General features: G+C 36.9%; 11 protein-coding genes. 3 read left to right on the plus strand and 8 right to left on the minus strand.

What is annotated here, in order from left to right:
- Nucleotides 1-9: 9 nt before the first annotated feature.
- The gene (locus R2R28_RS25470; protein WP_316828472.1) at nt 10-1182 is read left to right on the plus strand and encodes a hypothetical protein; all 1173 of its coding nucleotides are present in this window, start codon (nt 10-12) and stop codon (nt 1180-1182) included.
- A gap of 18 nt (nt 1183-1200) precedes the next feature.
- On the opposite strand, the gene R2R28_RS25475 is transcribed toward R2R28_RS25470, so the two are convergent.
- Together R2R28_RS25475 and R2R28_RS25480 are read right to left on the minus strand one after the other, a co-directional pair.
- Nucleotides 1201-2460 carry an ATP-binding protein gene (locus R2R28_RS25475; RefSeq protein WP_316828473.1) on the minus strand — a complete coding sequence of 420 codons (1260 nt, stop codon included), beginning with the start codon at nt 2458-2460 and terminating at the stop codon, nt 1201-1203.
- Nucleotides 2457-3134 carry a response regulator transcription factor gene (locus R2R28_RS25480; RefSeq protein ID WP_316828474.1) on the minus strand — a complete coding sequence of 226 codons (678 nt, stop codon included), beginning with the start codon at nt 3132-3134 and terminating at the stop codon, nt 2457-2459. Before R2R28_RS25480 ends, R2R28_RS25475 begins: the two co-directional genes overlap by 4 nt.
- 321 nt (nt 3135-3455) lie before the next feature.
- On the opposite strand from R2R28_RS25480, the gene R2R28_RS25485 reads away from it, so the two are divergent.
- Nucleotides 3456-5393, plus strand: a complete 1938-nt coding sequence (locus R2R28_RS25485) for an LTA synthase family protein (RefSeq protein ID WP_316828475.1) — start codon at nt 3456-3458, stop codon at nt 5391-5393.
- A 34-nt stretch (nt 5394-5427) separates the two neighbouring features.
- Here R2R28_RS25485 and R2R28_RS25490 read toward each other — a convergent pair whose 3' ends face one another.
- Nucleotides 5428-5922 (minus strand): DUF416 family protein, encoded by a 495-nt coding sequence (locus R2R28_RS25490; protein ID WP_316828476.1) that lies wholly within the window; start codon nt 5920-5922, stop codon nt 5428-5430.
- Nucleotides 5923-6101: 179 nt separating this feature from the next.
- On the opposite strand from R2R28_RS25490, the gene R2R28_RS25495 reads away from it, so the two are divergent.
- Nucleotides 6102-6299, plus strand: coding sequence for a hypothetical protein (locus tag R2R28_RS25495; protein WP_316828477.1), 198 nt, complete (start codon nt 6102-6104; stop codon nt 6297-6299).
- A 358-nt stretch (nt 6300-6657) separates the two neighbouring features.
- Here R2R28_RS25495 and R2R28_RS25500 read toward each other — a convergent pair whose 3' ends face one another.
- The 5 genes from R2R28_RS25500 to R2R28_RS25520 form a co-directional block, all read right to left on the minus strand.
- Entirely contained in the window at nt 6658-7464 is an 807-nt protein-coding gene (locus tag R2R28_RS25500; RefSeq protein WP_316828478.1) for a helix-turn-helix transcriptional regulator, read from the minus strand.
- Nucleotides 7465-7494: 30 nt separating this feature from the next.
- On the minus strand, nt 7495-8514 hold the full coding sequence (locus tag R2R28_RS25505) for an SDR family NAD(P)-dependent oxidoreductase (RefSeq protein WP_316828479.1): 1020 nt from the start codon (nt 8512-8514) through the stop codon (nt 7495-7497).
- Nucleotides 8515-8718: 204 nt separating this feature from the next.
- Nucleotides 8719-11091: an ABC transporter permease gene (locus tag R2R28_RS25510; RefSeq protein WP_316828480.1), complete on the minus strand. Its 2373-nt coding sequence runs from the start codon at nt 11089-11091 to the stop codon at nt 8719-8721.
- Between the two features lie 1266 nt (nt 11092-12357).
- Nucleotides 12358-12753, minus strand: coding sequence for a DUF5071 domain-containing protein (locus R2R28_RS25515; RefSeq protein ID WP_316828481.1), 396 nt, complete (start codon nt 12751-12753; stop codon nt 12358-12360).
- A 2-nt stretch (nt 12754-12755) separates the two neighbouring features.
- The coding region (locus R2R28_RS25520; protein ID WP_316828482.1) for an RHS repeat-associated core domain-containing protein at nt 12756-13640 on the minus strand (885 nt) is incomplete at its 5' end.

Below are 13640 nucleotides of genomic sequence, written 5' to 3' on the forward strand. Positions count from 1 at the left end.
AATCACAAAATGAAAAAAAAAAAAAAAAAAAAAAAAAAAAAAATCGCTTTGCTTCTCTCGTTTGCAGTAATTCTTTTTTCTTGTCAAGAAAAAAAACACACCAATAAAAAAAACACAATGATAGATTTAAATATTAGGCCAATTTTAATAGAGCAGATAAAATCTGGCAATGATCAATCTTATGGTGGGTTCGATGACTACGGTGAGAAAGATCTAAATGCACTTGTTTTAATAGAAGCTAGTATATTAAATAACAATGGCTATAAAAAAATTGACACAAAACTATTTAATCAGAAAGTTGAAGAAATTTTTGACAGGAATATTAATCCAAGTTCAAAAAATGAATATATTAAACTGGAGACATATAATGACAATAAATGTAACAAGAAACTAATCTATGTTCCACACACTGCTGATGCACAATTCCTTTACATTATAAAACGACAACAGTTCATAACCGATTTTTATGCACTTCCACAAGTTTTGGATTATTTAAAACTCTATCCTGAAATATTAGAATACGAGAAAAAAGATATTGAAGTTTATGATGCGGTAGAGAATACAAAAGTCCGAGCATCACAATGGAAAGACAATTTAAAAGAACTCACTATAGAAAGAGAAAAGAACATTCTTACGTTAGTAAATCGTAATAAGTATTTATTCAATGATGATAAAGCAAGTTTTGCATGGTTAAAGTTTAACGATATTAAATTTTTAAATGATCTGGTAAAGATTTTCGGCTATGTTCAGGATAAAAAATTATTATCATTTGTGTTATCCAAAAACCTTAAAGTTGGACAAGAGCTTTCTAAAATATTATGGAATTATAAATGCGATGGAAAAGTCGTATTCCATCAAGAAGTATTTAATTTAGTTACTTATGATGAGAAAAACAGACATGATTTTTTAGACAATTTATCAGTTAAAATTATTGAACTAAAAAAGGTTATAACCGAAAATCCAGATATTACCTTTTCTCAAAAAGCTGAAATCTTAGGAAAAATAGCCTATAATGCAGAGAAGTTAGCTCAACTTGATAATTATCAAACTTACCAGTTTTTCACAAAATTAAATGAAGAAGTTTATCAAAAGGAATTTGAAAAACAAAATTATTACCGCATCAACGATTTTAAGGAAATTTTTGAAGAAACTAGAACAGGTGGAATTAATTTTGCCGAGTGATTCTTACTTTTAAACAACCTAACCATTACTTTCAACATAAACAGTAAAAATATGCTCGCCGTTTAATTCCTGGTAATCGATCCGGAAGCCATACAAATTACAAATCTGTTTGGTAATGGCCAGGCCTAAGCCCATACCTTCTGATTCTGCTGATTTTGAAAAGCGGTCGAAAACTTTGGTTTGAAATTGACGTATTTTTCCCGAATTAGCAACCATTAAAGCTTTTTGGTTTAATTCTACATGGATATATCCGCCAGCAATATTGTGCCTTACCGCATTGCTAAACAGGTTGTTCAGCAGGATATCGGCCAGGTACCGGCTCATTTTAATTTCTACGGGTGCTAACTTTTCGGTAAACACTAATCCATCTTTTTCAAAAAGCTCCTGAAACTGGCGGCCTTTTGCCTCTACCATTTCTTTAAGTTCGATGGTTTGAAAATCGGGGATCAGGTTATTTTCTATTTTGGCCAACAACAGTAAAGACTGGTGCAACCTCGATAAGCGGCCGGTAGCATGATAAATATCTTCCAGTAAAGCGCCTTGCTGTGCCGTAAACGATTCTGTTTGCAATAAAGAATCTAATTTAGAATTAATTACAGCCAGTGGCGTCATCATTTCATGCGAAGCATTATCGGTAAAACTTTTCAGTTCCTTATAATCCTGCCTTACCCTTTCGGCCATGGCATTTACCGATTTACTAAGCTCGTTAAATTCATCAATTTTAGTCGGTTCGTGCTCAATGGTATCCATCCGGGTTACCTCAAAAGCTTTCATGCGGTTTAAAATTGAATAAAAAGGCCGCCAAAGCCTGTTTAATACAAAGCGGTTAATTAATAATAATGATAAAAGTAACACGATGGTAATGCCAAGGGTAATGAACAAAATAATCCTTACCAGGTCTTCCGATTCAACCCTTGATTTGGTAATGGTGACTTCAATGGCTTTTCCATTTAGCTGTACAATGGTAATTAAACTTCTACCCGGTTCGTTCTCCTGTTCTTTGGGATTATAGTAACTGGTATATAAAAATTCGCGTTCGGGAATTGCCCCGTTGAGGTTTTTATAAGAAATCTGCTGATCGAGGTAACTGGCCGGTAAAGGTAGTTTATTAAAAGTACGTACATATTGGCTGATTTCGTTTTCTTCTACTGCCAAATCACGATCCAGTTTTTCTGTTAAAATAAAATGGATCACCACATAATAAATAACCCCTGTAATGATCAGCACTACAATAGAAGTTAAAATATTTACGCGGTTATAACGGTTGGATAGTTTCATATCTCACCAAATTTATAACCAATGCCATAAACAGACCGAAGATAATCGGCGGCCCCGGCTTGGAGCAGTTTTTTACGGAGATTTTTAACGTGGGTATAAATAAAATCAAAATCATCCGATAAATCCATTTCATCGCCCCAAAGGTGTTCAGCCATTGCATTTTTGGTTACTACCTTATTGCGGTTAGAAAGAAAATACACCAGCAGATCATATTCTTTTTTAGTAAGATTTACAGGTTTTCCTTTAATGGCAACTTTCATCGCCGATACATCTACAGTGATTTCATTAAAAACAATCACATTGTCGCCGTCAAAATTCTTTCTGCGGATAATGGCACTTACCCGGGCCTTAAGTTCTGATAAGTGAAAAGGTTTTACCAGGTAATCATCGGCACCAAGATCGAGGCCGGCCAGTTTATCATCTAAAGAGTGCCTTGCAGAAATAATCAGTACCCCTTCTCTTTTCTTCAGCTGTTTAAGCTTGGTTAATAATTCAAGTCCTTCGCCTCCAGGCAATCCTAAATCTAAAAGAATGCAATCGTAGTTATAGAGTGATATTTTCTCGCTGGCAGTAGCAAAATCAGAAGCATGTTCGCAAATATTCCCCTCCCCTGTAAAATAAGCCAGAATACTTTCTAATAAAGCCTGTTCGTCTTCGATGACTAAAATTTTCATAGCGATAAAAATATGCTTTTCTACACCCGTTTAAAACCTAAATCTGAAGATACAGGTTTCTGCCAGCATTTATATGTTACCAACATCATGATATTTTTAGATAAAAAGGGCGTTACATTCACAACTTCAGAATTGCTACAGAATTTAACCGTACATCAAATATTGAAGCGTAACTAACTTTTATCCCTAAAGTTAACAACTTATTAATATCTTTAAGCGCTAACCAAACCTTCAGAATTCCTTCAGAATTGAACCTTACCTTCGCCCTTTACTGATACAAAGTAAGGCAGCTAAGTCAAAACTTTGGATTCATCATTAACTATGAGCATTAAAGCCAAAACAAATAAATTACTAAACAACAGATTCGGTCCGGTTTTTTTAGTTACCGTACTGTTATGCGGCATATCTTTATTAACCAGACTTTCCTTATTGATTTATAGTGCAACTTCTGTTGATTGGTCGGTACTAAACCTCCTCAAAATTTTCATCATTGGTTTGTTTTACGATCTTGCTGCTGCATCTTTTGCAGTAATTCCGATTGTAATCTATTTATGGTTGCTTCCTTCAAAGTGGCATGCCCGTAAATTCAACAGGGTATTATTGTTTATTTATTTCTTCTTTGTTGTTTTCAGCCTTATTTTCAATGCCATTTCAGAATGGTTCTTTTGGGAAGAGTTTTCAGTACGTTACAACTTTATAGCTGTTGATTATCTGGTTTACACTACTGAAGTGATTGGAAATATCCGTCAGTCGTACCCCATCAATAGTATTATGATAGGTTTGGTAATTATTACCGCCCTGGTTATTTACTTGTTAAGAAATTACATTACACAATCAACTACTGTTAAAAGCACATTTGGTAAACGTACAAAAATCGCATTGATTCTTCTATGCCTGCCAGTTTTTACCTATTTCTGTGTGAGCCATAAATTAAAATACCTGAGCAAAAATCAATATGTGAACGAACTTTCAGGTAATGGGATGTACGATTTTGGCTTTGCTTTCTGGAATAACCAGCTTGATTACAATACTTTTTATAAAACACTTCCCATTAAAAATGCTGAATCTATCCTCAGTCATCTGCTTCAAGAAGATGCTACTAAAAACGGTAGATTTAAAAATACTTCAAGAACGATCAGCAATGTAGGTGCCGAAAATAAAATGAACGTGGTACTGATCAGTGTGGAAAGTTTGAGCGCCGAGTTTTTAGGTACTTTTGGCAATACACAACACATTACGCCACAACTCGATTCACTGGCTAAAGAAGGATTGCTTTTTAATAATTTATATGCTTCGGGAACGCGGACAGTACGTGGTTTAGAAGCACTTTCGCTTTGCATCCCACCTACCCCGGGTCAATCGATTGTTAAACGTCCGGATAATAAAAACCTGTTTACCTTGGGCAGCGTATTCCGCTCAAAAGGTTATAACAGCAGGTTTATTTATGGCGGTTATGGTTATTTCGATAACATGAACGAATTTTTCTCTAATAATGGTTATGAGGTAACAGATAGAAGCGCACTTCAGGATTCAGAAATCCATTATTCCAACATCTGGGGTGTGGCTGATGAGGACCTTTTTACCTTATCACTACGTGAACTGGATAAAGATTACAAAAATAACAAGCCATTTTTCGCACAGATTATGACGGTTTCTAACCACCGTCCTTACACCTATCCTGATGGAAGGATTGATATTCCATCGCACACAGGCAGAGAAGGTGCAGTTAAATATACCGATTATGCAATCGGAAAATTCATCCGCGAGGCCAAACAGAAACCATGGTTTTCTAACACCTTGTTTATTATTGTAGCCGATCATTGTGCCTCTAGCGCGGGTAAAGTAGAATTACCTGTAGATAAATACCATATCCCGATGATTTTTTACAGCCCGGGGCACATCACGCCTGGCAAATTTGAAAAACTTACTGCACAGATCGATATCGGCCCCACTATTTTGGGTTACCTGAATTTCAGTTACGACAGTAAATTTTTCGGACAGGACGTATTTAAGATGAATGAGCGTGATGAACGTGCTTTTATCAGCACTTACCAAAGTTTGGGCTACATTAAAAACAACAAACTGGTGATTCTTGATCCTAACAAGAAAGCAGCAACTTATAAACCTGATTTTACCACAGGAAGTGCAGTAGCCTTGCCAGCAGATCAGCAATTGATTAACGAGGCGATATCGAATTACCAAATGGCCTCATACCTATATCAAAAAGGCCTTTACGGTTTTGAATCGAAGAAGAAATAATAAGAATACTGTGATGAAACCTTTATCAGCTAGCTTATTTACTTATTTCTAGCTGATAATTCCATTCTTTAATCATTTCGGGGTGTTTTAGTATTTCTTCTTCACTTAAATCACTTGCTAACTCACTCAGCTTAAAGTCGATGGTATCTGTAATTACACTGCTAATGTTCATTAAATGGTCAGTCTCCGGATCGATCAGATATTCCAATAGCTCGAATATGGCACAGCCAGCATTCAGGGCATAACTTCCTAAAGGATCGGTAAATTCTTCGGTATCAGGTAAAACTTCTTCCAGGTTGCTTAAAAGCTGATTTACTTTTTCTTGATCAATCGAACCCGAAGTCGAATTTTTGATGTATTGGATGGATTCTTTTAAAATTTCAGGATTTCCCCAATTAAATTCTTGATTAAACTCAATATAATCAGGCAAAAGTCTTTCACATATATCTAATCCGAAAGCAATTAGCCTAACTTGGGGTAAAACCGTTAATTGCTGACTTAGGCGTTCGTAAAACTGGGTAGAATCCATTTATTGTATCATTTAGAAAATCATTTTGACCATTAAACAGTTAAAATTATCAAGAAAATGCTTCGTGAACTTTAAATACTTAAATGTGCCAGCCGCAAAGATATACCTTATTTCTACAGGCACAATTATATTGCATTAAACGATTTGTCTCTCTTTTATTCTCTTACATTTATTTACGTATGCAGTTACCTCCTCAGGATTTACTTAAGGGTTTGGTTAAACATTATTTAATTATAGACCAAAAAATCAGTACTGCGCAATCCTACCGTATGTTTTCTGACGTTAACCCGGGTATTGTTTTTCATTTAAAAGATCCGTTTTTGCAGTGGAACGAAGAAAACTTAACTACACAACTTCAGCCGAATGCAGAGCGTTGAGCAACGAATTTGTAATAGCAGAATTAAGCTCCGACAAACTTACAGATGCCGGAGGGTACAGGTATATCGAGGCCAGAAAACCTGATTTATATAAAAATATAATTGGTAAGCCACATGATAGTAACCAACAGGTTGCCTGGCTTAAGAAGAAAGAGAGCTGACCAGCAGAATAAAAATACAGGAATGAGATGAGTTTGTATCATAAATATAGAATTGTCATCCCGAGGATTAATTTATTTCTTCAAAATTAATATGAGTGACAGCGGAATTCTATGATGGCAATATTCCTCGATAAATCGCCATTGCGAGAAGGCTTTTTCAGCCGACGAAGCAATGGCGACCATTCTATTGCACAACCTCATTTTATCAGGGCGGAAGGTGCATATCCAAATTCTTTTTTAAAAGCAAAAGAAAAATGCGAAAGGTCTTCAAAGCCCGATTCCATATAAACTTCAACAGGTTTTTTGCGCTTTTCTCTTAACTTATAATGTGCCAGTTCCAATCTTTTTTTAGTCAGCCATTTCTGCGGCGAAAGGTTAAAGGATTTTCTAAAATCGCGGTTAAAAGTAGATAGGCTACGTCCAATCAGGTAACCGAACTTTTCAAGAGGCATATTGAACATAAAATTCTTTTCCATAAAGTCGACCAGATCGATTTTACCGGGTTCCTGAAAATCGGCCAGTACATGATCAATTCCTTCATCAATAAAACGCAGGATGTTAATTGCTTCATTAATTTTCATTGCCGCAATATGTTCAGGAAAAGATTCCTGAACATCGAAATATGGTATAAGAGATGCCAAACAGCTTTTGAGTAAAGGATGATGACTAAAACTCAAAATTTTCTGCGATACCTGTACTTGTGGTTTAAGTGTTATGTTCGCATAAAAATCTCTTAAACGTTTGGCCGACAAATGCATCACCACTGTTTTATGCGGTTGCCCGTCTTTTGGATAATTGATAATGGTGGCTAATTGATTCCTGGGGATCAAAAAAATATCGCCGGCAGTAAATACATGTTCCTTATCGGCCTCTATAATTTTAGTTTCGCCTGATATAAACCAAATCAGCATATGGTTATCAAACACCACTTCTGTTTTAAACAATTTATCTTCATAACAGGAAAGTTTAATTTCGGGTGTGATGTATTTTGTCTGAAATTCCATTGTCGCTAAAATACAAATAATTGATTTTAATTAATCTGCATTAAATGTTATGCCAGTCATTTTCTCACTTAAATCCCAAAGGCGTTTTGCGTTTTCTTGATCTACAGCATATGGTCTTACCCCACGCAAAGTAGATGGTTCGGAAATAAGATGTTCGATATTCCCTAAATCAAGCTCAGCAATGTCGGCATCTTCACAATAAACACCACCAATGTCATTTAATAAAGGGCTTGTTGCACACCAAACCGTAGTAGCAGCACCTTGTTGAAGTGTTTTTAACTTCTTTTCCACTTCCGGGAAAATATTGCCATTAACATCATGCGTACCCATTTGCTGGTAAAGTTCCATAGGGGCTTCCCTACCCAGGTCGGTATGGTTAACAGAACCTGGATGCAATGAATATGCACGGATACCAGATTCCGACCCGCGTGCATCAAGTTCTACAGCAAACAGGTTATTAGCTGATTTTGATTGCCCGTAGCCTACCAGGGTCTGGTATTCTTGTTTTTCGAAATTAGGATCATCGAAATTAAATGAAGCAATCTGATGTCCGTAAGAGGATACATTGACTACCCTTGCACCAGTTGCTTTTTTTAATGCGGACCATAACCCGGCTGTTAACTGAAAATGGCCTAAATGATTGGTAGACAGCTGTGATTCATAACCGCGAGCATCCCTGCGCAATGGTACCCACATAATGCCCGCATTATTGATCAGGAGATCGAGCGGGCGGCCACTGACTAAAAATTTCTCTGCAAAAGTTTTAATGGAGTTAAAATCCATTAAATCCATGGTTTCAACTTCTACATTAACCAATCCTGCAAGGTTTTTTCTGGCTTTTTCAATGTCGCGCGCTGGTACAACCACCGTAGCTCCTGCCTCTATCAATGTTTTAGTGGTTTCTAAACCGATACCGGCGTAACCACCGGTAATGATTGCCGTTTTTCCTTTAAGATGAATACCTTTTATAACATCAGTTGTTGTTGAGGTTGCGTTAAACCCCGATCCGATAGGTTGTTGTAATGCACCGTTGTAATTGTTATTTTTCATTTTTTTATTGTTTTTAATACTCAACAAAAATAATTACTCCATCAACGCGATGCTTTGTTCAAAATGCCAATATTACTTTGTTTGGAATGTCATGATTTGGATAAAATACTCAATTTGCTAAAAGGTAACCTTTACATTAGTCAACAATTAAAACCACATAAGAACCTTAAAATTAATCTCTTACATGGTTAACGTCCTTTTAATTTACTCATACTTCAAGGCTTCAACCGGGTTGGCTATTGCTGCTTTATATGCTTGAAAACCCACCGTTAAAAAGGCAACAATTGCAGTTCCTAGTATGGAGATTAATATTATTGAGAATGATATAGTTGTTCTGAATTCAAAACCGGAAAGCCATTTATTCATGAGGTAATATGCTAACGGCACACCAATAAATGCTGCAATCAATACCATTTTTAAAAACGATACCGAAAGCAGCTGCATAATACTGCTCACTGAGGCACCTAGTACACGGCGAACACCAAACTCTTTGGTTCGTTGTTCTGCGCTATAGGCCACTAAACCATAAAGTCCCATGCAGGAGATTAATACCGCTATACCACCAAACAGATTGGCCAGGATCCCCAGGATTTTTTCTGATTGCAGTTTCTTTGTAAATAAATCGTTTACAAACTTAATATCTACCGGATATTTCGGATTGATGTTTTTGGAAATTGCCGAAATCAGCGTCACATTTTTACTCAAACTGTTATTAGGATTTAGCCTGAAATTGATGTTGCCACCTTCCTTTTTACTAAAATTAATAACCATCGGCTTACCGGAATGATAAGGAGAATCCCACAAAAAATCTTTGAAAACACCAATCACTTTAGTTTTATTTCCAAATAAATCAAGCATTTTCCCCAGCGGATTTTTTAGCTGCATTACTTTTACGGCGCTGCTGCTTAACATAATTGCGGCACTATCAGAAGCAAAATCTCTGGAGAAATCCCTTCCGGTCAATAATTGCACACCGCTGGTTTTTACAAAATCGTATTGGGTTTGAAGCCGGTTAAATACAATCTCTTTTCCTTTTTCTTCCATTCCAGGCCATTTTAGTCCATAAAACCAATTGCCCACCTGGGTCATACTTTGCGAAGTCTGGTTAACTTCTACAGCAGCACCACTTTTTATTACCTCTGTTTTAAACAGGTCAAATTTACTAAACAGATCACCATCCTGCGCCATTTCTGCAAGCAGACTGGTATTATATCCTATTGGCCTGTTTTTAATAAACTGCATTTGTTTATAAATCACCAGGGTAGAAATGATCAACATGATGGCAAAACAAAACTGGCTGACTACCAGCACCTGCCTCAAATTTATAGGAATGAGTTTTGATCTTGCTGCTTTCTTTTTTAAATTTTGAACGGGGTTAAACGAAGAAAGAAAAAATGCCGGATATAACCCTGAGAGCAGACCGGTAAGCATTGCGACACCTAAAATACCGATCCAATAGCCTATATTGGTATAGCCTATTACAATCTCGATATCCAACAAATTATTAAAAATGGGCAGGGTAACTTCAACAATTACCACAGCAAATAAAATAGCCACTACCACCAGCACCATGGCTTCGGTAAGGAACTGTAGCACCAAAGATACTCTTGTTGCGCCAATGGTTTTTTTGATGCCAACCTCTTTTGCCCTCCGCTCTGACTTAGCGGTAGCCATATTCATAAAATTGATACAGGCAACAAGCAAAATACCAAAGGCCAGGGCTACAAAAAGATAAATGCGTTCGACATCGCCACCCACACTTTTGCCATTTTTAAATTCGCCATGCAAATGCAGATCTGCGAAAGGAAACAAAAAATTCTGATTTTTTTGCTCCTTGTAATTTTCATTAAAGAGTTTTTCTACTTTAGCATTAATTTGCTTAATAAGTACCGGTTTATTCACCCTTGCTATCGCCAGAAAGCTAAAATTACCCCATCCAGGATTTTTAACATCAGGATTTATACTGGCAAAAAAAGACCACGGCATTAAATAATCAAAGCGCAATGTAGTATTGGAAGGTAAATCGTTCATTACACCCGTCACTTTTAAATTGAAAGCATCCTTATACCTCACTGTTTTATTCAGTACATCTGTGGTACCAAATAATAGTTTGGCCATGTTTGCTGTTAATACAATCGAATTCGGTGTATTTAAAGCAGTAACCGGATTACCAACGATAAAATCATAATTGAAAACTTTCAGAATCTCAGGATCACCAAACAAATCTGTCTTTTTAAAACTTCTTTGTCCGCTGGCTATAAGCGAGTTATCTCCCCCACCTATCCGCGTAATGGCATCAACCTCTGGTATTTTTGATTTTATGGCCATTGCGATTCCGTTTCCGGGTACGCCACTTGTACTGGTAATTTTCCCTGATGCATCCTGAAAATTGGTCATCACCTGATAGATTTTATCTGCATCTTTAAAATGACGGTCGAAATTCATTTCATAGTTTACATATAACAATAAAAGCAAACAAGCAGATAAACCAACAGCCAAACCAACAATGTTGATTACTGAGAAAATCTTATTTCTCCAAAGGTTACGTAAAGCAATTTTTAAATTGAGACTGAACATGGCAGCGATCGTTTATCCGTTAAACAAATATAACTACACAGGGCATCACCAATGACGTGCCAAGAAGAAAAAACACACCATACATTCTAAAAAGAAAGTATTTTTAATTTAATCACCAACCAAAACGTCCATTATCGAACAGGAAGTGTGCATGAGCGAACAATTGAATGTTGTAACCTTTTAACAATTGATAGTTGATATAGAATAGGTATTGAATGCAAAAAGCCCCACATTTCTGTGAGGCTTTTTGTGATCCCGCTGGGATTCGAACTTAGTCCGAAAATCAGCGATAAAACAATATCTTGGCTGGTTTTGTAATTCGACTCCCCGAATGACGCACCTTTTTTCAACATACATTTTAGCTGCAAATGCTATTAGTAAATATATGAATTTTAGCTAAAATATTCAAATAAAGCTCACTAAGAACTGACATCAGAACTCAAGTGCAAAAAAAACCTAAAAATCCAAACAAATACACTGACAAAAAAGAGGATAATCATTTCATCACACCGCCGCCAAAAAGTTAGACACTATTTGGGGCATTTTTGTAGGTAAATACAGCCCCTTTATATACTATTTTAAGCACAAGCGAACGCTATGCGTTAGAGTGATAAACACGTAACCTTGGGCTAGAGAAGGTCCAGGCGCTAGTCGCCGGCACCGATCCCGTAACCAGAGAAGTGTCCCCCGCCCATAGCCCATACAACCAGCCTGAAATTATCAGAACACTATTCTTTGCCATTATTCACCTCGAAGCCCCTCGCCGAGAAAGGTAATCAGGGTTTGGTATGAAATGAAGAAGAAGATGAATTGCTTGCAGAACGTTTCGCCGAAGGCATCAAGATTACCCAGCTTGCCAAACTCCACTCCAGGACTTATAGAGCCATTAAAGCAAGACTTCTTAAATTTGGATTGCTACAGAACAACAAAGCCTGGCAATTTTTAGAGAGGGCACTGAAAAACTACCCATTGAAAAAGGGCTTATGAATATTTTATTCCATAAGCCCTTTTCTTTGTGATATTCGCAATCTCCTAAATTTTATTTCGCAATTAGACAATTCTAAGAGGCCTTATCTGCCGTTTTTCTCAATGTTTAATACGACATTTTTTACAAGGAACTTTTTCAGTGCCCTCTTTTTAAACTGCGGGACTTTGTTAAATTTGGTCTTAGCGAAACGCTAAGACCAATTGATGGCTCTTGTCCAACTTCTGCCTTGCGGCATCGTAGAATAACTGTTTTGTAAAAAATGGCATCACACTTGACTTCTAACCACATAAAAATTCATTCATGAGTATATCCTTTGCCGCTTCATCAACGGCATCTTCTGCATCAATATCTGATGGATGTTCAGCAATCCTTCTTAAAACTTCTATTAATGCCGGGTCAAGTTTATCCTGCGAACGTGCAATCAATATATAAATAACAAAATACTTCCACATACCATCATTGGAGTTAAGTATAAACAATAATTCTTGTTTGATCTCATTAACATGGGGCACCAAATAATTGGCAATACCTTCAGCCACATCCCAGTGCGTATCTTGCAACCATTCTAATAATGCTGGAACATCTTCCTTAACTGACTCAAATCGTAAATGTTTTAGGCGTTCAACTGCCGCAATATCATAAATGCTAGTTGGAATAAAATCCTTATTTTTCATATCTATTCAATACCTCTTACTGATGCTTGTACTTTTTTTGTATTTATGTGAGTATTTCCCCCTTCTGCTAACCCTGCTTTTGTAGCAGACCATTCTGCTAATTCCTTAGCGGTGGCAGGTCTTATTGATGCATGACTACCCTTATAGTCTACCTGTAAACCTAGATTTCGTAAAGAATTGACACTAATCTTAGTTACAATCTTAACACCTAATTTCGCTTTTGCCTGAGCCGCGGTTGTAAAAGTTGATAATCCATCCAAATCTGTAAGCCGAGGAGTAAGATTTGAGTTTGTCGGTGCGCCGCCACGATATATATATTTATCATCTTCTTCTTCGTCAGCGCCTGGTGCTCTGTAGCCATTCCTCATAAGCTCATTAAACAAACCTTGGTTTGCTTCGGCGTTTCTAAAATTATACTTAGCGGCACTGTTGTAAGCCAGCTGAAGGCTTTCTCCCGGATTATCATTAGAAGAAAAAAGTTTTATAGTAATATAACCAAGCAGTTCTAACATCCCTGCTGCAAGCTTACCCCCTGCCTTAACTAATTCGCCATTTTTATTTACAAAAGTGTTACTCTTGACTATAGGAGCTGGTTTGATTTCACAGCATGAAACTTCATTTCCTGACTGTGTTTGCGCCGTAGCAGGCGCTTGATAGATGGTTATCATATCGTCCGATGTAACACCATGTTCTTTCATCCAATCTTCTGTAGACATCCCATCAGGATCTATAAAATTGATTGGGCTATTCATTGCGTAATTATATGGCGACCATTTTCTATAAACTTCCGCCAGCGGATCAATCGCATTCCATCTGCCAATCACTGGATCATAGAACCTTGCCCCATAATCATACTGCCTACCACAACTTTTCAGCCGTTTTTCAGG

Origin of the sequence: Pedobacter miscanthi, assembly GCF_032678605.1 — a bacterium.
Classification (GTDB): Bacteria; Bacteroidota; Bacteroidia; order Sphingobacteriales; family Sphingobacteriaceae; genus Pedobacter; species Pedobacter miscanthi_A.

What these genes read in the sequence shown, in the direction of transcription:
- R2R28_RS25470 (WP_316828472.1), top strand. Translation starts at nt 10, where the DNA reads ATGAAAAAAAAAAAAAAAAAAAAAAAAAAAAAAATCGCTTTGCTTCTC.
- R2R28_RS25475 (WP_316828473.1), bottom strand. Translation starts at nt 2,460, where the DNA reads ATGAAACTATCCAACCGTTATAACCGCGTAAATATTTTAACTTCTATT.
- R2R28_RS25480 (WP_316828474.1), bottom strand. Translation starts at nt 3,134, where the DNA reads ATGAAAATTTTAGTCATCGAAGACGAACAGGCTTTATTAGAAAGTATT.
- R2R28_RS25485 (WP_316828475.1), top strand. Translation starts at nt 3,456, where the DNA reads ATGAGCATTAAAGCCAAAACAAATAAATTACTAAACAACAGATTCGGT.
- R2R28_RS25490 (WP_316828476.1), bottom strand. Translation starts at nt 5,922, where the DNA reads ATGGATTCTACCCAGTTTTACGAACGCCTAAGTCAGCAATTAACGGTT.
- R2R28_RS25495 (WP_316828477.1), top strand. Translation starts at nt 6,102, where the DNA reads ATGCAGTTACCTCCTCAGGATTTACTTAAGGGTTTGGTTAAACATTAT.
- R2R28_RS25500 (WP_316828478.1), bottom strand. Translation starts at nt 7,464, where the DNA reads ATGGAATTTCAGACAAAATACATCACACCCGAAATTAAACTTTCCTGT.
- R2R28_RS25505 (WP_316828479.1), bottom strand. Translation starts at nt 8,514, where the DNA reads ATGAAAAATAACAATTACAACGGTGCATTACAACAACCTATCGGATCG.
- R2R28_RS25510 (WP_316828480.1), bottom strand. Translation starts at nt 11,091, where the DNA reads ATGTTCAGTCTCAATTTAAAAATTGCTTTACGTAACCTTTGGAGAAAT.
- R2R28_RS25515 (WP_316828481.1), bottom strand. Translation starts at nt 12,753, where the DNA reads ATGAAAAATAAGGATTTTATTCCAACTAGCATTTATGATATTGCGGCA.